Source organism: Paenibacillus sp. BSR1-1, assembly GCF_030403775.1.
Classification (GTDB): domain Bacteria; phylum Bacillota; class Bacilli; order Bacillales; family Cytobacillaceae; genus Neobacillus.
In genome coordinates, this window is the sequence record NZ_JAQMWQ010000009.1 from 31,242 (window position 1) to 51,888 (window position 20,647).

General features: G+C 38.1%; 16 protein-coding genes and 1 pseudogene. All 17 read right to left on the reverse strand.

The window, feature by feature from the left end; all coding sequences use genetic code 11:
• Window positions 1-494 precede the first annotated feature (494 nt).
• The 17 genes and pseudogenes from lacD to PH210_RS14745 all read right to left on the reverse strand — a co-directional run bounded on the left by lacD (window position 495) and on the right by PH210_RS14745 (window position 20,498).
• On the reverse strand, window positions 495-1,481 hold the full coding sequence (lacD, locus tag PH210_RS14665; protein WP_289986477.1) for a tagatose-bisphosphate aldolase: 987 nt from the start codon (window positions 1,479-1,481) through the stop codon (window positions 495-497).
• 15 nt (window positions 1,482-1,496) lie between these two features.
• Complete coding sequence (gene lacC / locus PH210_RS14670) at window positions 1,497-2,432, reverse strand: tagatose-6-phosphate kinase (protein WP_289986479.1); 936 nt, start codon at window positions 2,430-2,432, stop codon at window positions 1,497-1,499.
• A complete protein-coding gene (nagA, locus tag PH210_RS14675) occupies window positions 2,429-3,607 on the reverse strand; it encodes an N-acetylglucosamine-6-phosphate deacetylase (RefSeq protein WP_289986481.1) in 1,179 nt (392 codons plus the stop codon). Before nagA ends, lacC begins: the two co-directional genes overlap by 4 nt.
• A gap of 52 nt (window positions 3,608-3,659) precedes the next feature.
• Window positions 3,660-4,826 (reverse strand): SIS domain-containing protein, encoded by a 1,167-nt coding sequence (locus PH210_RS14680; RefSeq protein ID WP_289986483.1) that lies wholly within the window; start codon window positions 4,824-4,826, stop codon window positions 3,660-3,662.
• A 25-nt stretch (window positions 4,827-4,851) separates the two neighbouring features.
• The gene (locus PH210_RS14685; protein WP_289986485.1) at window positions 4,852-5,751 is read right to left on the reverse strand and encodes an ROK family protein; all 900 of its coding nucleotides are present in this window, start codon (window positions 5,749-5,751) and stop codon (window positions 4,852-4,854) included.
• Between the two features lie 177 nt (window positions 5,752-5,928).
• A pseudogene (locus tag PH210_RS14690) lies at window positions 5,929-6,156 on the reverse strand (carbohydrate ABC transporter permease); the annotation flags it as partial.
• A 71-nt stretch (window positions 6,157-6,227) separates the two neighbouring features.
• Window positions 6,228-7,277 carry a LacI family DNA-binding transcriptional regulator gene (locus PH210_RS14695; protein ID WP_289986488.1) on the reverse strand — a complete coding sequence of 350 codons (1,050 nt, stop codon included), beginning with the start codon at window positions 7,275-7,277 and terminating at the stop codon, window positions 6,228-6,230.
• A gap of 325 nt (window positions 7,278-7,602) precedes the next feature.
• The gene (locus PH210_RS14700) at window positions 7,603-8,334 is read right to left on the reverse strand and encodes a GntR family transcriptional regulator (RefSeq protein ID WP_289986490.1); all 732 of its coding nucleotides are present in this window, start codon (window positions 8,332-8,334) and stop codon (window positions 7,603-7,605) included.
• Window positions 8,335-8,682: 348 nt separating this feature from the next.
• Window positions 8,683-9,105, reverse strand: coding sequence for a PTS galactosamine/N-acetylgalactosamine transporter subunit IIA (gene agaF, locus PH210_RS14705; RefSeq protein WP_289986492.1), 423 nt, complete (start codon window positions 9,103-9,105; stop codon window positions 8,683-8,685).
• A 27-nt stretch (window positions 9,106-9,132) separates the two neighbouring features.
• The gene (locus PH210_RS14710) at window positions 9,133-10,002 is read right to left on the reverse strand and encodes a PTS system mannose/fructose/sorbose family transporter subunit IID (protein WP_289986495.1); all 870 of its coding nucleotides are present in this window, start codon (window positions 10,000-10,002) and stop codon (window positions 9,133-9,135) included.
• The gene (gene agaW, locus PH210_RS14715) at window positions 9,992-10,765 is read right to left on the reverse strand and encodes a PTS N-acetylgalactosamine transporter subunit IIC (protein WP_289986496.1); all 774 of its coding nucleotides are present in this window, start codon (window positions 10,763-10,765) and stop codon (window positions 9,992-9,994) included. Before agaW ends, PH210_RS14710 begins: the two co-directional genes overlap by 11 nt.
• Window positions 10,766-10,781: 16 nt before the next feature.
• Window positions 10,782-11,255, reverse strand: a complete 474-nt coding sequence (agaV, locus tag PH210_RS14720; protein WP_289986497.1) for a PTS N-acetylgalactosamine transporter subunit IIB — start codon at window positions 11,253-11,255, stop codon at window positions 10,782-10,784.
• A 195-nt stretch (window positions 11,256-11,450) separates the two neighbouring features.
• On the reverse strand, window positions 11,451-15,884 hold the full coding sequence (locus PH210_RS14725) for a discoidin domain-containing protein (protein ID WP_289986498.1): 4,434 nt from the start codon (window positions 15,882-15,884) through the stop codon (window positions 11,451-11,453).
• A gap of 1,214 nt (window positions 15,885-17,098) precedes the next feature.
• Complete coding sequence (locus tag PH210_RS14730) at window positions 17,099-17,254, reverse strand: hypothetical protein (protein ID WP_289986500.1); 156 nt, start codon at window positions 17,252-17,254, stop codon at window positions 17,099-17,101.
• A gap of 366 nt (window positions 17,255-17,620) precedes the next feature.
• Window positions 17,621-17,797 carry an aspartyl-phosphate phosphatase Spo0E family protein gene (locus PH210_RS14735; RefSeq protein WP_289986501.1) on the reverse strand — a complete coding sequence of 59 codons (177 nt, stop codon included), beginning with the start codon at window positions 17,795-17,797 and terminating at the stop codon, window positions 17,621-17,623.
• Between the two features lie 663 nt (window positions 17,798-18,460).
• Window positions 18,461-19,351 carry a LysR family transcriptional regulator gene (locus PH210_RS14740; RefSeq protein ID WP_289986502.1) on the reverse strand — a complete coding sequence of 297 codons (891 nt, stop codon included), beginning with the start codon at window positions 19,349-19,351 and terminating at the stop codon, window positions 18,461-18,463.
• 628 nt (window positions 19,352-19,979) lie between these two features.
• Complete coding sequence (locus PH210_RS14745) at window positions 19,980-20,498, reverse strand: Lrp/AsnC family transcriptional regulator (RefSeq protein WP_289986503.1); 519 nt, start codon at window positions 20,496-20,498, stop codon at window positions 19,980-19,982.
• Window positions 20,499-20,647: the final 149 nt, after the last annotated feature.

Below are 20,647 nucleotides of genomic sequence, written 5' to 3' on the forward strand. Positions count from 1 at the left end.
CGAATATAAATTAGAATTTAAGTCCCAATTGTTACAATTTTATCAAAGGAATTTTTTAATAAGATGTCAATTGTATTTCAGTTTGGAGACAACTTTAGGGGATTTGTTGGGGATGTATCACTTGCTATGGATATTTTTGCCTACTCAACTGCTTCCGGCTGCCTCAAAATAAAAAAGTGAAACCAGCTTAGATTCACTCTAAATTGATCCGCTGGTTTCTCCTATCTTTTCTATTTTTCCATAGTATATAGACTATCAATCTTAGGCAAACTTCAGTTGCTGACCTGTTCAATTCGTATGTTATCTAAAATAAACGTGCCTGCCCCATCTGTAATCTAGCTTACTTTTATTAAAACGCTTCCACAACAAAGATATTGTCCAAATTTTTAGAAATATTGTTTTTTAGAGAATTGCATAAAAAAACGAACAGTACCCGGCACTGTTCGCTTAAAAAGCCTATCCAATTTGGACAATTTTCATAAATAGCACTCTAGTCAATTCGCTTTAGCGAACCAAGAGCTGGCAGTCTCTTTCAACACGACATTCAATTCTTCAATATTCCTTATACCGGTACCTTTTAACCAGTCTCGACCAGCTTGTTCCCCATTTTCAGCAAAAGGTGCGACGCCGTCTTTCCAAGTTGCCCTGCCACATAACACGCCATTAAAGGTAGAGCCAGATTCTTTGGCAAACTTCAGTGTTTCTTGGAATAGTTTCGCGCTTACTCCGGCACTCAAGAAGATAAACGGCAGCTCAGTAGCTTCACTTTGCTCTTTGAAAAAGGAAGCTGCCTCTTCCTTACTATAGACTATTTCGCCTTCCGTGTAGCCTTCAACAAATTTCATATCCACTGGAACTTCTACTTTTAATACATCGACATGATACTTTGGTTTGGAGAATTCCTTCATTGCTTCAATTACTTTATGTGGCTTCACTTTTGCATACTCTTTACTTTTCACATCATCATTTTTGGCATCGTAAGATACAATTTCAAGGAAGAACGGAATGTCTTCTGCCACACACTCGGACCCGACTCGTTCCATATAAACATGCTTATATTCGTTAATCTTCTGGTCTTCATCCACATCATAATACAGTAAAAATTTAACGGCATCTGCACCGGCGTCCTTCAATCGTTTAACGGACCACTCTGGCAATAAATCAGGCAAACGGCCCGCTGCTTTTGCATCGTATCCGGTCTTTTCATAAGCAACCAATAAACCGGCGTCCTTGCTGCGAACCTTTGCAGCAGGCAGTCCATATTCTGGATCTAATAGAATAGCAGTTGAATAAGGTGTCAATTCTTCGGAAACCAATTCTTTAAAGCGGATGATGCCTTCATCCCCAATAGAGCTTGAACTTCCTGCTGCAATCATTTTCTTTAACGAACCGCGTTGATCAATTGCCAAAGCCCCGATAATTCCATTTTCATCCGACAAACGCTTGAGAGCTGCCACTTTATTTTCCGTTAATTCTAACATCGACAATCACCTCTATTAATCTATTTTAATAACTTCTACCATTTCAAATAATTGACCGAACTTCTCACGATCTATATAACCGGTTTCCGCTTCCATCGCATTGAGCATGCCTGTCGTCATAGCGGTTTTCAGGATGTCCGGAACGGATTGCTTTCGTTTCAGGGCAACCGCTAATCCTGCAACAGTGGCATCACCGGAGCCAACAGGGTTCACGACGTTTATAGCAGGAATGGTAACCTTGTAAAAATCTCCACCATTCTTGACAAAAGCACCGGTCCCACCCATCGAAACGACAATCCATTCAATTCCATGAAATAACTCATTGGTTAGCAATTGCTTTAAACTGCTTATGCTCTCTTCTACTTCTATGCCAAGAAGCTGGGATAACTCAGAGATATTGGGCTTGATAGCAAAGGGTTTTACATCATGAGTCAAAACTTGGCGGAGCGGCTCCCCCGAGGTATCAACAATCACGGAAATACCCTTCTCCCAGGCAATTTCAACCATCTGCCGGTAAAATCCTGATTCAAGTCCTGATGGCAAGCTTCCCGAAATGGTAACAAGGGAAACTTCGGACAGCAGTTCCTGATATTTTTCCAAAAAAGCTGCTCCTTCTTCCGCCGATAAGATTGGCCCGGATTCAAGGATTTCTGTCTGCTTTCCATCATGGAGGATCGCGATACAGTTTCTTGATTCTTGATTAATTTTAAAAAAGTGATTCCCGATATCACTTTTCGTCAATCCCTGAATAATGTAATCGCCAATGGTTCCGCCAATTACACCTGTTGCCAAGACATCTTCCCCGATCTGCTTGATGACCCTGGCCACATTTAATCCTTTTCCGCCGGCGGTTTTACGAACATTTTCCACACGATTAACATCATCCAGTTTGAAATCTTGAATGGGATAGGAAATATCAACGGAAGGATTCATCGTGACTGATAAAATCATCGAACTCCTTCTTTCCCCATAAAGTTTTCAGCTTGAAACCGGCAAACTCCATCAAGATACGTGGCTGTTAATTCGAGTTCAGGTGTAAGAACGATAAAGTCTGCATCATAACCGGTCGCAATCATGCCGCATTCCCCATCAATCCCAATACTTTTGGCTGGAGCTGTACTGGCCATATAGATGGCTTCCTCAGGTGTCGCAATTCCCCAATCCACAGCATTTTTGACTGCCTGTTTTAATTGCAAAATACTCCCTGCTAAACTGCCAGTCTCCAACCGGGCAGCCCCGTTCTTCACTTCAACAGGGAATTCTCCGAGCTGATAGCGGCCTTCCGGCATACCGCCGGCCATCATGCAATCGGTCACCATGACCGTCTCCTTCCTGCCGCGGGCATCCATTAAAATGTTAGCGGCAGCTGGATGAACATGGTGTCCGTCACAAATGATTTCGGCAAATACATCCGGAAGAATCATCGCGGCGCCAACCATACCGGGCTCACGATGATGCAGCCCACTCATGCCATTGAATGTATGGACAAAAATTGAAGCCCCCTTCTCAACTGCATCTTTCGCCACAGCATACGTCGCATCACTATGGGCCAGTGCCACCGTAACCTGATCGTTAACGGCGTACTCAATAAATTCCATTGCCCCTTTCCTTTCCGGAGCAAGCGCAATCTTTTTGATAAAATGATTGGAATACTTCTGCCACGATTCCAGCATTTCTATTGAAGGATCACAAAAATACTTCGTGTTTTGGGCACCTTTGTGTTTTTCGGTAAAAAATGGACCTTCTAAAAAGATTCCTTTTATTTTGGCACCTTTTACCTTTGTATAATTTTCCCCAACCATCGCCACTACTTCGTTTAATAAATCGGGCGAAGAAGTAAGCGTGGTGGGCAAAAAAGAAGTCACGCCGCACGAAAGCAGCCCCTCAGAAATTTCCATCAAACCTTCAAGGTCGTTGTTCATAATATCGTGATTTTTAAAGCCATGAATGTGAGTGTCGACTAAACCCGGGGCAATCCATTTTCCCGCATAATCAATGACATCAGCCGATTCTGTTGGCAAAGTCACAAAAAAGGAACCAAACTTCCCCTCTTTAATTTCCAAATAACCGGGGCCTGACACCCCATCCTCAAGAAAAAATCTGTCTGCAAACACAAATCGTTCCATAGCTGCACCTCTGCTTAGGAATGGGAATCCTATGCATTCCTATTCCCTTGATTTACTTGTATTCGTGTATCGTTACACCCTGTACAACACGATTAACCGTTCCACTAGGTGAAGGAGTATCCGGTGTATTTCCGACCTTAATTGAAGCTAATAGAGCAATCGTTTGTCCAATCATGACATACGGCAGTGACATGTAGGCATCCGGTATGATGCGGGCGTCGCTGTCGAATAAGAACGTATCACCTGTATAATTAGTCTCTCCGTCCACAGCGATTGCACAAATATAGCCTGCGATTTGATCCTGTCTCAATTCATTTAACATATCTAAATCATATTGTCGTGTATACGGATGGTTCGAAACAAACAGAAACACTGCGGCTTTTTCATTCACAAATGATTTAGGACCATGGCGGAATCCGAGTGATGAATCGAAGGAAGTGGCAATTTTACCGGCAGTTAACTCCAATATTTTTAATTGTGCCTCTCTTGCCAAGCCCTCAAAACCACCTGAGCCAAGATAAATAATCCGTTCAAAATCGGAAGCAATCATCCTTTCTATATCTGCTCCTCTGCTAATCACACTTTGACCCATGCGGCGGATTGTTTCAACAATGGACAATTTTTCTTCCACAGACACAGAATCAAAGATGAGCAGCGCTGTTAGGGTCATACAGGTATAGCTTCCTGTCATCGCAAAGCCTTGATCATTAGATCTTTCTGGCATCAATAGTAAGAGGTTGCTGTCATCCCCTATTGCCCGTTGTGCTAACTTTCCTTCCTTTGAGCAGGCGATGGTAATCTGGTAGAGGTCCGTTATCATTTGTTCTGCTAATTCCACTGCTGCAACGCTTTCCGGACTGTTACCGCTTCTCGCAAAGGAAATCAATAATGTTGGGATGTCCGCCTTTAAAAATTGGTAAGGATTTGACACAATTGCTGTCGTTGGAACACTCATCAGATCCCACTTTTTCTCATCGACTATTTCTTTTAAATATGGGGTAATGGTGTCACCGACATACGCGGAAGTTCCAGCCCCTGTAAAAATGACGCGGATACGATCGTGCTTTTCAGTCAGGTTCTGTAAAAATGCTTCAATCTCAGGACTCTTCTTCGAATACAATGCAAATGTTTCACCCCATAATTCAGGTTGTTGCTTGATTTCCTGTGTTGTAAATGATGCTCCTATTGGCATTAATTTTTCCATACTTAAAGTAAACAAATGGTGTCACTCCTCTTAAGATTTGTTAAATTCCTTCGAATACCCGCAACCCAGCACCAATCACTCCATTATTTTGCTTCATTGCGCTAATCGACATTTGACTTAAAAGATGCTGTTGTTCAGGGATTTGGATTAACTTCAGTTTTTCTTTAATGATGTCAAGCAGAAAAGGGTTGTTGGCGATCACACTGCCGCCGAAAACCACTTTATGAGGGTCTAGTAAACAGGAAATCGAATACAAGCCATGTACCCAATTGTCCGTTATTTCATCAATAATGGGCTGAAACCCGCTTGCCCCTTCGTTATATCGTTCAAAGACATCTTTAGTCGACAAAGATGCCGATTGCATTTCCTTTTGTGCTAATTTTTCGATCGCTGGTCCGGCAGACATCTTTTCCAGCCGCTCTAATTTCTTCCTGGTCGAAAGAACAGGAATTAATCCAAGTTCTCCTGCAAATCCAGCCCCTCTGAAAAATGAACCATTATGAATAATAGAGCAGGAGATGCCCGTACTAATCGTCACGTAGACAAACGTCTCATCGGTTTTTGCCTGGGACGCCTTCCATTCGGCATAAGCCGCCATGTAAACATCATTGTCGATCGTGATCCGCTCGAGTCCAAATTGCTCCTGTAACCTGGCAGTGACAGGAAACTGGGCCCAAGGTAAATTATTTTGAAAAATCGCAATGCCCTTTTGTCGATCCACCTTGCCCGGTACCCCGGCACCAATGCCTTCAATGTCCGCTAACGAATAAGTAGAATCTTCAAGAACTCGCTCTATCGCTTCTACCACTTTAGCAAACATCTTTTCTTTGTCAGTAGGATCACTTTTTACCTCTGTACGTTTGAGTAATTCCCCTGTTTCAGAAATAATGCCCGCTGCAATCTTTGTTCCGCCAATATCTATACCAATTGCCTTTTTCAATTGTACTCCTCCAAATTTATATAGATGGGTTGTTGGTACAAGTTAAATTTATTAAAAACTCATAGACTACAAGCTACGAGTTTTTAATAAATGTCTTTAATTTAGTTAATATTCTTGTCATTATTTATTGTATATCATCACAACTTGTTGGGTCAACCCAATATGAAAGATTATTCTTTATTTTCCACCTGTTACAGCAATGCCTTCAATAAATTGCTTTTGCAGAATGATAAATAGAACCAGCATTGGCAGGATGGCTAAAAAGGAGCCTGCCATAAGTACCGGATAGTTGGTTAAATATTGACCTTGGAGCGAGGATAACCCGACGGAAAGTGTCATCGATTCAGTAGAACTATTCACGATCATCGGCCACATTAATTCATTCCAGCTCCAAAGGCTAGTGAAAAATTTTGTTTTCTTAATTTTTTCTTGAATTAATCCAAACGTTTTCCAACTGTTGATTAAAAAAGAACCAATTAGGTTCGTTTTATGTTAGAGGACTCACGAATGACTAATTCAAACGGTAAGATCATCTTTATCGAAAGTTTAACTTCCTCTTCCACCATTTCCATAATCGTTTTAGCCGCCATTCTTCCCATTTCATATTTGGGGATATCTACTGTTGAAAGGGGTGGTGATGAATATTTTCCCATGTCAATATTATCAACACCAAAGAAAGCGATGTCCTCAGGGATTTTATAGTTATGTTCGATGACTGCTCTCATGGCAGCAATGGCCATTAAGTCACTTGCACAGACCATTGCAGTCGGCAAATGCAAGGGATCTCTTTTCATTAAACTTTTCATACTTTCGTAGCTATTTTCCATTTGCCACTTCGTATTCATTACCCATTCTGGTTGGATAGCTAATCCTGCTTCTTCCATGGCATGTTGAAAGCCTTTAAAACGATGTTCAGCATACAAATCTTCATACGTTTTTCCAGCTCCTCCACCAATAAACCCGATGTCCAGATGACCTTGTTTCACTAAATACTGTACCACGGTTTTGATAGCTGCTTTACGATCATAGTCTACAGTGGCCATATTTTTATCTGAATAATGAAAGTCCATCCCTACTACAGGGATTTGTTGCTGAATATATTCAATAAGACTGTCCTCAATTCTATCCATCAAGAGGAGTCCTTCAATTCCCAATTCATAAATCGCCTTAAGGAGCAGCGACTCGTTTTCGATTTCATCCTTGGTAATACTAATAAGGGTGTAGTCATTATTTGCTAAAGTATCACGAATACCTGTATAAATATTTGCATAGTAAGGATTCGTTTCTGCTTGTTTTGGATTGGCTACCCAGCCAATTTTCATCGTTCTTGCCTTACTCTTTTCTTGCTTGTTGGTTACTAAATTTCGGGCATGCTGATTTGGTATGTATCCTAACTCCTTCACAGCTTCCCAAATTTTTGCTTTCGTTTCGGGATGAACATTTCTGGTCTGATCATTTTGAATCACTCTTGAAACAGTGGAAATAGAAACACCAACATATTCCGCAATATCCTTTAATCTTGCCACTGCTAAAACACCTCTTAGGTTGAACTTATGCGCTTTCTTTAATAGGATAACAAATTTTTCTCTCATTTTGGAATTTTCTTTTAAATTTTTAACAATTTAGTGAAAGAGGTTGTTCTCTCGCTCGGCTTAATGGTGGGTTGTTGGTATAAGTTTAGTTTAAAAAATAATCTTCAGTGCTAACCGAAAATTTTAACTAATTTGAATATACCTCCCTCAACATCAACATATCAACCCACCAACTTAAATTTAGATAAAAGTTTATTGGGTTGTTGGTACAGGTTTTGATTTTAAAAGAACTCATAGACAAAATGCTATGAGTTCTGATTTAGCTTAATTCGGTGTAGAAGCGGCAGCGATCTCCACGTACAATGGATATACAAAATTCAACTGGCACACCATTAAAATCATACGCTGTCCGTTCTAGCAGGAGTGCCGGACGACCTTCCTCCGTTTGTAGATATCCACTTTCTTCTGCACGAATAAGAACAGGTTCAAATGCCTCTTTTGCTCTGGTTACTACGATATTAAACTGTTGTGAAAACAAATCATATAAAGAAATTTCCCCTACTTTTTTTAACTGATCTATATCTGAAACAACGTGTTTCGGAATGAAAGACGATTCCAAAATATATGGCTCATCATTGGCGCAGCGAAGGCGTTTCATTTCAATGACATTCTCATCGTCCCCCAGCTGCAGCGCTTCCTGGATTTTGGCAGTTGGTTTGACATCTTCGATTTTCAAAATGATATCCCTAGGATTCAATCCTTTTTCTTTTAATACTTTGCTAAAGCTGTAGAACCCCATCAATGACTGCTGCAATTTCGGTTTTGCCACGAAGGTTCCTTTTCCTTGGATTCGGTAAAGTATCCCTTCCTGTACAAGCTCCTCTATCGCTTTTTTAGCAGTATTGCGGCTTACACCAAATTGGTCCATTAATTGATTTTCCGAAGGGATTTTATCTCCCGGAGTCCAATGTCCCTTTTCAATCGAATCCCTTAGTCTTTCCATCAATTGGTGATATAGCGGTATTAAACTTTCATGCTGCAATGGTTTCATTTTACTAAACCTGCCTCCAAACCATACTAACATTCTTTTAATAACCTAAATTATAACACCAACACTTGTAGTGTCAACCTGACAACCAGGTTCTATAACGGAATAGTTTCTACCAAACTATAATAATGATAGTTTATCAAAATCACTATTAATATCTTCTACACTTGTAAAATATTGATAACCTCCTTAATCGAACCATTTTCCGTGTTCCAGTCAAAACGACTATTAAAAATAAATCAAAAAATAAGGAAGCGCGAGAACCTTCCCCACACTTCCTTACTTTGCTTCCTTACCCTGAGATTTTTACAAACCTAGACTTATAGATTGTTCTACCCTTTATCGCTTTCATTAAATGCCAGACTCATTGAATCTTGGACGTTCCGACTTTTGAAAACCTTTAATCGCTTCTTTACCAGTATTGATCGCTAAATCTCTTAATCCATCGATTTGAAGTCCGTCCTTTAGTAATGCAGTTTCGATGACCATCGCAAGATTTGTTCCGCCAACCACAGCAGAACCTTCCTTCCCATTCGTAAGCGCAACGGCCGTTTTAAACGGAGAACCGCCAACTAAATCACATAAGATTAAGATAGATTCACATTCTTGTAATCTTGAAAAAGCCTTAAGCAGCTTTTTCTCAAGGTCGCCTGTTGAATCGCATTCAAGAAAATCCACGTATTCTACATTGGGTTGATCTCCAGCGATTAGTTTTACAGAAGATTGAAGACCCGTTGCAAACGATCCATGACCGCTAATGATCAAACCATTCATTTTAAAAAGCCTCCTATATGCTAAATATTATAAAATGGTTCCAAAAGGAAATGGAATTTTACCAATTATACCGATGATAACGGTAATGATAATTAGCTTAACTGGAGAAAATCCCTTTTTTAATAGGTAGTACATTAATAAGGTATAGGCTAAAGGTAATAGATTTGGCATGACTTTATCAAGTAAATCCTTTTGCAGGGCAATTTTTGCTTGACCAGCATGGATCACTAAACTTGATTCTAACTTTACGAATGAGGCAATCAAGGCGCCAACAACGGTTAACCCTACAATAGATGCTGCATGTGCTACTTTTTTAGTATTTTCCTTTAAAGAACTGATAGCATTTGTGCCGGCACTATAGCCGTAATGCATTAATCCAAATCTAAGCGAAAAATGAACTGCGTTAAAAATTAATAAGAATATGACTGCCCCCATAGGGTTTCCATCTTGCCCAAGCGAGGCACCTATACCAACGCAAATAGGAAGGAGCGTCAGCCAGAAAAGGGCATCACCAATTCCGCCAAGCGGTCCCATCATGGCTACCCGAATGGCTCTAATCGTATTTCGGTTTTGTTTCTTTTCCTCCATAGCAAGGACAATCCCCATAATAATGTTTACAAGGAATGGATGCGTGTTGAAAAATTCCATATGACTTTTCATTGATTCACTTAAATCGTGTTTATTTTTGTGAATCTTTTTCAAACCTGGCAAGATCGAATATAACCATCCTGCGGCCTGCATTCTCTCATAGTTAAATGACGCTTGTAATAAAAGGGATCGCCACACCATCTTGTTTAAATCTTTTTTAGTTACGGCCTGATTTGTGGCACCATTTTGATAATAATCCGGACTGCTCGTATGGTTGATTGTCGTTTCTACTACTTGTTTAGATTCCACGTTTAGGAACCCCCCTTACTGATCCATCACCAGTAGTTGCTTTGAAGAAATCGTAAAGCGCGATGGCGATTCCAATTAAAGCAACAGCAATGACTGGCATGTTCATATATGTCACTAAAATAAATCCAACGATCAAAAAGGCAACATATTGTTTTTTCAACATAATCTTTAACAGCATCGCAAAACCAATTGCGGCCATCATTCCACCAGCAGCGCCAAGACCGCTAATAAGCCATTTTGGTAAAACTTCTACGACCCCTTTGGCAGCATCTGCTCCAAAATAAATCGGTAAAAAAGCAATAACGAAATAGAATACAAATAATGTAAGAATACCTAAATAATTGATTCGTTCGATTCCCTTTGTATTCGCCTCTTGTGCATATTGATCAGCTTTATGCATAACTGGCGAAAAAGCAGTAAACATGAGAGTGATACACGCCTGAACGGCAACTGCAAACGGTACAGCAATACCGATTGCCACTTTAGGCTCTTGTCCTGTCAGAATCGCAAACGACGTTCCGATTATACCCCCAATAACAACGTTTGGAGGCTGTGCCCCAGCGAGCGGCACCATACCTGCCCACACTAACTCAATGGCAGCACCTGTTATAACTCCTGTTTTTAAATCCCCTAAAATCAAGCCAAGGATGACACCGGTTACAATCGGGCGGTGAATGTGGAACAACCCGTTAAACAGGTCTATTCCTGCAATTCCAGCCCATATGGCAACTAATAAGGCTTGAAGCAGCACGTGATTATCCATTCATTCTCACTTCTTTCTATAAATGTTTATAAATATCATCTGGTCTTTCATCCGGAACGCGGCGTACCTCAAGTTTCACTCCTAAGTCACGCAGCTTCCTAAAGGCTTCTTTATCTTCTTCATCAACGGAAACGGTGGAGAATACTTGTGTTTTCCCTTGAGAAAAATGCATATTTCCAATATTCACCTTGTCAATTGGCACCCCGCCCTCTACAAGTCGCAACAAATCTTGTGGTGTTTTCACAACGATAAAGATATACTGTTCATCTGCTGCATTGTGGATCACATCAATGGTTGTCTGGATAGAGAAAAAGCGAATTCCGATTGACCCCGGAACAACCATTTCCATTAAATCCTGCTGTACCTCATCTTCAGACACTTCATCATTTGCGACGACAATTAAATTAGCTCCTAAATGATTAACCCATGTAACTCCTACTTGACCATGGACCAATCGGTTGTCGATTCTTGTTAACAAAATATTCGGCATGATATTACCCCCTGGAAAATGATTGATGGATTGGATATATCTTAACAATTGCAGTAGATAAGAACAGTGACAGCATCTTTTTCATATATATTAGTTTCCCCTCCAATCATAATAAAGATTGATTATTAGGGTTAACGCATTAACAGGTTAATGGGTTAACCCTAACACCACTAAAGTAATAAGAGACTTTTATTTTTATTTAATAACATAAGCAGGGTTCTTTGCAAAAACCTCTACTTCTGCAACAGATAGCATAAGCGGCCCGCTATGCGATTCCTCAAAGGTAATCGATAACCTTGTAAATTTAGTTCCAGAAGGTATCGCAGCCTCAGCAAGGTCGAAAGTGACCGAATTATCGTCAAATTGAACAATTTTTTCTCCTAAATCATATTCCTTTCCTGCTTCAGAATAGGCTTTGGCACTTAGTTTTTTAATTTTTCCATTCGTATATTGCGGGCGATTATAAACAATAAATTTAGTCAATTCTTGTGGTTTAGTAAAGTTAAAATCAACGGGTAACGGTAGTGAAATTCCTTCATTTCCAGTGAGGCTCCATTTCAATTCCGCCAATGAATTTTCACTTATGTCACCGTCAATCAGCTTGGCAAAAGCTGCCGCACCGCCCTGCATCTTTTCCCCTTCACCTGTAACTGTCATATCTTTATCCGATAATTGTAGTTCCATAGGCTCTTGTGGTTGTTCAACCTCTCCCGGTTCCTGGCCTGGATTTAAAACCTCTCCTATTTTATCAATAGTGTCAAAGGCTGTATTAATCAGTAAGGATCTGGTGATCGGAATATCGAATTGAAGATCTTTCTTAGCCTTTAACTTAATCGTGGACAATGTCTTCGTACCATCTAATGTATTTTGTGTTCCCTTGTTAGAAAATGCAGCAATAATTCGTTGTTCAGAATTTCCAATACCCGCAAGTGCAGAGTAATTTAACATATTGGCTGTTTCATTGGCAGGCGAAACAATATTTTCACCACAAGTCCCGTCAGGCTTACACTCTTTTACTATTTCATATTTGTTCGGATCCAGCCTTAGTTCCAGGTTAAACGCATTGATATCCTTTAATCCTGCTCCTATTATTTCTACTGAAAATTCCTCTCCCGCTTTTAGCTGCTGCTTACTTGGTCGAATGTCCAATAGCCCGGCAACCGGCCTGCCTGTTGCATGAAGTGGTTTTTCACCTAATTGAGAAGCTACATACATTAAATCGTAGGCATCAATCACACCATTAAAATTTAAATCAACCCTTGAAACCTGCCCCCAAGCTGTATCCGTTTGGTCCACACCCATATAGCTTGCAAAGAAGAGCAGATCATCTTCATCAATGACTCCGTTCGGTATATTCTCACCTACAACGGTTCCTACTGTTTTATCCTTTTTGTATGGCCTGAATTCCTGTGCACTTCCAAAGCCGCCTACAGAGTTTGTAATGGTTAACTTAATATACCTTGCAGTAATATTTTCCTTAAAATCTATGACTTTGGTTTCATTATTTCTCTCAAAGGTTCCATCAGTGATGATATTTTTATAAGTTTTTCCATCCAGACTTACGTCTAAATTGTATTTTAATATTGTCCCATTCCCTGCATCAGGTCTTGGAACATACTCGAGCTTATCTAATTCATACGCTAGCTTCATATCAATCTCAACGGTATGCGGCAGTTTATTGCCAGCATCTCCCCATTGAGTATGCCACAATGTTTCATCTTTTCCATCGACCGCTAAAGATGCTTCTTGTCCCGGCTGTTCACTATCTGCTTTTGCCGTCATATCCTTAGGAACATTTCTGTATCGGTCAAGCTTCGTTCTTATTTTGATCTCATCACTCCAGCCAGATGAGCCTTTTGTATTCGTTGCTCTTATTCGATAAGAATATTCTGTATCATATGGTAAACCTGTATGGAGATAGAATGGTGCTTGCTGACTATCGCTTGATTTAAACACATTTGTATGAACAATGCCATCGATCATTAAATCATAAGTTGTGTTCGCACCATCAACCTTATCCCAATTTAATTTAATATCTCGATCTGTAATGTTGGCATCATCAGCATTAAGCCCCGATGGAATCGTTGGTACTTCTTCATCTACTACATCCTTCTTTTGAGTATTATCGAACCCATCTACTGTAAAAGTTACTTTATTTTTCGTGATATCTGTTTTCCCTGCCTTAATAAAAAGCTTTGGTGATGTAATAATGTCAGTCTTTTCAAATGGTGAGCCTTTGGTAGAATATTTGTTCAGGTTTGGATGTTCATTAAAGAAGTACACGTTTTCTGAATTTTTATATTCCTCTTCATTCGTAACTTTCCTTAATATAACATCTTTATTTCCAACCTTAACCTTTACATTTTTGGGGTTTATACGTGTATTGACAATCACTTCTGTGCCCCTGTTATTAACCATCCCTTTATATCCCTTTCCTTTTACGGTATCGACGGTTATCACAGCTTGATCCTTAATTACCTTTGAAGTGACCTTCGTTCTTGTATTTTTCTTTTCCTTATACTCAACAGTTTTACCATCGTCTTCATATAGAGTAAACTCTGATTTTCCAGATGGATATACATCAAATATTCTATTTTCAGATCCATTTAATTCATTAATAGAATTATTTTCTGGTGCCATTGGAATAATTGCCCCAGCTTTAACAAATACAGGGGTCTTCCATAGTGGAGCGCTAAAGTTATGAAGAACGCTTCCTCCCTGGTATTGCTCACCTGTAAAATAATCGATCCAAATTTGCTTTTTATCTGGAAGATAAATATCGTTCCTTACTTCAGCTGCATTAGAGTTTCCATCATATATTGGCGCTACTAGTAGATTAGGACCCCACATATATTGATATTGTGTTTGCGTCCCGTACGTATAAGGATCATTTGGATATTCCAACATCATTCCTCTAATCATTGGCATGGATTTTGATGTAGATTCCTCAGCAATCGTGTAGATATAAGGCAGCATCTGTGACTTTAGATTTAAATACATCCGATTAATCGACGCATAAGGTTCACCATAATTCCATGGATTTTTAGATCTACTGTAATCATTGCCTCCAGAGGCCCAGCCATCCATGTCAATTTGGATAGGAGTGAATGCTTTCCACTGGAAATCACGTGTCTGTACTTTTGCATCTCCGCCAAATATACCATCCATATCTGAGCCGACGTTTGGATTTCCTGATAAGCCTGCGCCAATGTAAGTTGGGATATGCATTCTTATGTACTCCCAATTACCGCCATATTGGTCGCCTGACCATAATCCAGCATAACGTTGAGTACCAGCCCACCCATCTAGCGAAATAACAAATGCGCGTGCACCACCTGAATTATCTTCTTTTTGAATTCCTTCCGCTGCTTGGCGTGTGGCATTTAAGGCCATGGAATATCCTTGCCCAACCCATGCAACATCCGTCTTTATTGCTCTTACACCTGCTTTTACTTCCCCGTCAAGGTCTCTTCGTAAAGGACTATCAACAGGAAGATTAGGATCTGGGTAGAGATTGCTTTGTGTCCATAAGCCAACCTCAACCTTTTTATTATTTGCTTTATCAACAAACTGCTCCAAATTACCAAGTCCGCCATACCCGCAACCATAGCCATCATTTGGTAAAAACCATCCTAATGGCATATCGTGATCTGCATATTGATTTATAGTATTTAATCCATTTGTCAGGAGTGTTCGTTGGTCCTTATGACCATTATGAGTTCCATTAAAACAATCAGCATGCCCTAAATAGAAACCATATTTTGGCATAAGGGCCGGTTTCCCAGTTAATTCTGTATATTCATTAATGATGTTTGGGATGGAATCATCTACAAAATAATAAGCGTCAAATCTGTCTTCACTGTGAGTAAAAGTAGCCGTTTTTGTAAAATCATAAACGCCTGGCTTAAAAGTATTTCGCATGACTCCGTAGCCTTCAGTGCTTATATAGAAAGGGACTGGGCTTGATGCAGCTCCTGCATCCCAACCTCCCCCGATTGCAATGTTGATGGAATTATTCTTATGGGCATAAAATCCATTCTGTTGACCTCCACCATAAAAATATTCGTTTTCTTTTGTATCAAGAGTTTGAACTGTACTTCCGTTGGAATGTTTTAGCGGTTCACTTTCACTCCAAAGAAACTTTGATCTTTTTTTATCGTATAGGCTCATCTTTGAAGTAGTTTTATCTACTCTTAATTCTAAAGCATCAGTGAATATTTTATAGACATTGGTATCGCTTTCATCGACTTGAATGTCAATTTCCCCATATTGTTTTTTGTAATCGCTGACATTTTTGTCGATAATTTTTGTCACATGCTCAGGATCATTGGGAGTAGGATATTCTTCAAAAATACCCTTTGGGTCCAAATGCAGTCGAAAAACATTATTTGTTAGGAAATTAATTTTTATTTTTTCTCCTGTTTCTAAGTCCAAGTACACGTTATTTCTTTCTTTCGTAATCTTAGTTACTTTTCCTATAGTCTTATAGATTTGATTGACAGAAACATTATTAATTATGTTATCCTTTTCAGTTACAGCAGCAGATGCTGTTGGAAGCATAGAAAACAACATACCCACTGATAAACCCAAGCTTACCAGTTTTTTAAACCTAGCTTGACGACTTAGCATATTCTACCTCCGGTTGTAGTGGTCTTCCGAAAATGAAATTCCTATTGTCTTTCATTCTTCGTATGGCTAATTGGCTTATATAATTCCTAGTGGATCCAATTTAAAGAAAAGAAAGACAGTCCCCTTAAAAACTCAAAAACTTGCAATTTGTCCTATTGATGGATAACTTTTTTATCTCCACCACCCTTTCTATATTTTTTTATATATTTATATATCTAAATATATAAGCGTAATTAAGTAAGACCTTCATAGAGCCTTAATTTGTTGATTTCGTATAAGAGAAATGAAGTTGATATAATAAAAGATTACGTAAAATCTATTTTGATAGGGAATTTTCAATTGAGAAATGATCGTCGATGAATGTTAGAGGGATGTGTTGTCATGATCAATTTAGCCATTCGTTGCCTGCTTTATTTGTAATGCCCTTGCTGCCTACTAGGATGCATTATCTGTTTTATTTCTAATATAAGATTCATCCCCTCCACTCTTTCAGTCTTAATTAAGGGAAATTTCTTACAGTTTTAATATACAATAAGTTGGGTTGATGGGTCAACCTAATAATATAAAAGTTGTTATCCCTGATGAAGTTGTAATTACTACTGCTATAACTAAGCTTAATATGTTTTTAAACTTCATATCTTTAACTCATGGACACATCTTAGATCCTCAAATAGTTTAATCAATGCTTTTAGACCATTCTCTTCCCCAGCTCCACCAGCTTAAGATTTTGAGCTTTTCGGCCATTCTTTTTGTCCCCTCCACCATCGCCTGCTTGAACTGCTACAGGCGGAAAGAACTAATGAAAAATTAAAACGAAAGATATCTAGACTCTTTTTCAATTTTTCATCTCCCTTACTTTATTTGAAAACGATTACAATATCACTATAAAAAACAGAAATTGTTAACATAAAAGTAATTTCCTGTATTATCTTGGATTTCTGGACTACTTTAGTCTGGGTAAAGAAAACTCGCCAATTGGCAAGCTCTTTGACGAAGAATAATGTATGTTGAATGTGAGTGCCGCTTTGCACTTTCACATGGTTGATAATATCGGTCAGTCCTGCACTGTTAAATTGTGACAAAAGACTTGTTCCGATAGATTTAATGGCAGTACTCAGAACGTTTAAAAGGCCAGGAATTAATTTTAATTCCGACTTAACTTTTTATCTGTACATTTATTAACTTATCTTCTTTTTAGAACTACAAACATTCCTTTAAAAATTCTTACAATTACTACTATTTGTCGTCTTCTTTTTTGCCTCAATAACGTAAATCAGTTCCTCAATAATATTGTTTAACGTCATTTGGCTAGTATCTTTTCCCAGAATAATAGAAGTTTTAAGCTGTAACCTTTTTTCTTTCTCACTCACAAAAATACCTCCATTTTTAAAATGCTAAATAGCTTAGCGTTGTAAATCTGTAATTCCCTGGATACATCCTTTTTAGTATTTGAAAAGGCTATTTTTAATTTAACGAAGCGGCCTTCTTAAAGGCTGGAAAGTACTTTACAACGAAAGAACTAGCGTGGTTCGATGTAATTTACGTTATTGTAACTACACAAAAATTAAAATAATTACAATATTTAGGGCTATACGCGACTCAAAGAGCCAACAAAAGACAGATACGATTATTTTAGGTCCTTTAAGGAATGTTCTTTTAATAAAGATAGGTATTTTTTTATAATTGCAGAAATAGATATAACTAATGATAAGCCGACAATAATGGACATATATCAACTAACATGAAACTTCATGCATCTGCATATTGATCAACTTATCAAGATCTTGACTGCATTTGATAGTTATTTTATCTGCAAATCCATAAGTCATTCCTAGTTCAATCAATTCTTTCCGTTTGTTCTCTATACACTCTTGTAATTCTCTTATTTGACTTGAAAAGTCTGTCGATAGCATCGTTCCCTCTCACCTCATATATTTTCTGTGCTAATAGAGTCAGCCAATTTTGTACAACAATAAGAGATAGCGTCAGGATTTTGTTGATTTACAACGTAAAGGTTAGAAAACTTGATATGTCAGCATCCGTAGTTGGTTTCAATGGAGTAACCCCTAATGTGATAGATACATAATCTCGTATAGACAGGCTTCAAAGTGTCCCATACAACTTGTTTAAAAATACCTTAGCGTGGTAATTATGCATATACCAGACTACATCCCTCTTAGTAATTGACTAAAATCGATCAGATGAGGTTCTCATCTGATCAAGAATAAATACAGATCTAATTTATTTTTTCACCGCAATCTTTTTCGCTTTACCTGTATTCCCTTCCTTATCTTTTCGTGTACTTGGCTGATGCAGCTTATATTAAAACTTTAAGTTTTTATGAAGTTTTTGTAAAATTAAGAAACATTATGGTAACCATAACATTATTTTATTGACGCTGGATTTTTATCTACTGTTATTACAGGAGGTCTGGCAACATACGAAAAAGTTAGAGTAATAGTATCAATATGTTTAAGAGTTAGAGATCCATTGCAATTGTTTTTAAGTGTTTGCACCAGAACCTCCTGGCTAATAACGGTGTTATAACACTACTAAAAGAATCTCGTTCGGCTTTTTTACTCCATAGTAGGAATTCTATTCCAAATTTTTTGGATTACATTAATAAAAGATTGAATTGTTACTACGTTTTCTTTTTCCTTCAACGTAATGATAGAAGTGTTTACTTTTACTTTGTTCTCAGTAACCAGGATTGGGACTAAATCACCATTGCTAATTTCTTTTTTTATGCAGTCACTGATTAACAACGCTACCCCAATATTAATTAATACGGCCTTTTTGATCGCATCTATACTTCCAAATTCAATTACATTTTGTAATGCGAGTTTCGATTGTAACAAATATTTATTTATTATCGTTTCAAAATATTCTCCCGCTTGATATTTAATAAAAGGAAAATTCGTCAGTAATTGGTCTTCCGGGTACCTAACATATAAATCTTTAGAAACCACTAGAACCATGTCTTCCTCTGCAATCACGATGTTTGTAATTCCATTTTTATTTAGCTCACCAGAAATAATCCCTATATCGTATTTGTTTGATTCGATCCCTTTTATAACTTCATCACTGTTACAAGAAATCACCTTAATCTGTACATGGGGATATAGCTTCTGGTACTCAGAAATTACATAAGGAAAACAATTCGTACAATACCCTTCACTAGCGGCAATCGTAATATTGCCATACGAATTTGAAAGTTCGGAGAAAGATGATTCAATCTCCTCTACTATGGAAAATATCTGATCTGTATATGTTCTAAGGAGTTCACCTGCAGGCGTCAAAAAGTTCTTCTTTCCTATTCGTGTAAATAGCTGCTGTTTCAATTCTTGTTCGAGCGTTTGAATTTGTGCAGTTACAGCAGGTTGAGTGAAGTTTAACTGTTGAGCAGCCTTTGTAAAATTTAAGTACTCTGCCGCGAATTTGAAAGTTTTAAGATGTCTTAATTCCATAATAGCTACTCTCCATCTATCAAATTTTTTGGACTCCAGAATAGATGTAATGTTTTTCATCTGTTGCTTAATGCGAGAAAGAAAGTTTACTATTTAAAAACATTTTTTCTCTTCGTTCACGATAAACCCGCCTTTCAAAATAAAAAAATGCCTAATAGACTTTATTTTTTATAAAAAATAAAACCTCCTAAGCACCGTTGCTTCATCTATTCACTTGTAAATTAACTTAGTTACTTAAAATAATGTACTATGCCACTTTTTCCAATGGCATTCATCGTTATCACCTGAATATGCTATTTCAGATGGTGCATAAGTAAAAGCCATATGTGGACAATTGTTAAACAGGCAATTATATCCAGGTATCTTTACACATGTCTTTTGTTTAGTAATATAGTTATTTTTATATTTTGTTTATTATTATGATTGGACAGATGCCTTAATTAATACGTGCTGTATATTTCTTTACTTCTGCGAGAAGTGTAGAAACATACTCTTCACCATTGCGGCGTTCAACTTTTGAGAATATGGAGGCTCTTTATGGGTTATTACAGCAACCCACTGACCATGATTAAAGAAAAGGTTACAATCTAAAATGTTATAAACATGGTCACCTTCTCTATTTGCCACTTTAAAACTCAAGTTCAGACAATTTAAATTCTGCTATTTCTTTTGGAGAGGTTAAAATAATCATTGTCTCTTTTCGTTCAATATAATCAAGGGCTCCGATTTTATTTGTAAGAATGTCTTGAAGATGTTTTTGACTTTTCGCTCTTACTTTAATTATCGCGTCATATCTCCCCGCTACTGTATCACATTGTTCAATTTCGGGAATATTTTTTATTCCATTATGGAGACTTTCAGCTGCTTTTTTCCCTTGTCCAGTAATAAGTGCGACATAAGCGACAACGGTGTAGCCAAGCGCTTCAAAATTAATGCCCGTAAAAAAACCAGTAATTACGCCCTTATTTATTAGCCTTTTAACACGATCATTAACAGTCACCCTTGAAACATCAAGCTCATTTGCAATATCCTGGTACGATATGCGGGCATTTTGTGATAGGGCATGTAATATGGTTAAATCCATTTGGTCAATCAATTCAGACGCGATTGGCCCCTCATTTTTTTGTGTATTGGAATTGTCTAACATATTGGTAATTGTTTTCCTTCCTCATTAAATTTGATTGAGATGTTATCAAGTAATGTAAAGAGTATATTCTTCGATTGTTTAAGCAAAAAGCGGCTGATTCTTGCAACCTGTACTTAAAGCCAGATGGATCGCGTCTTTCGGTATATCAA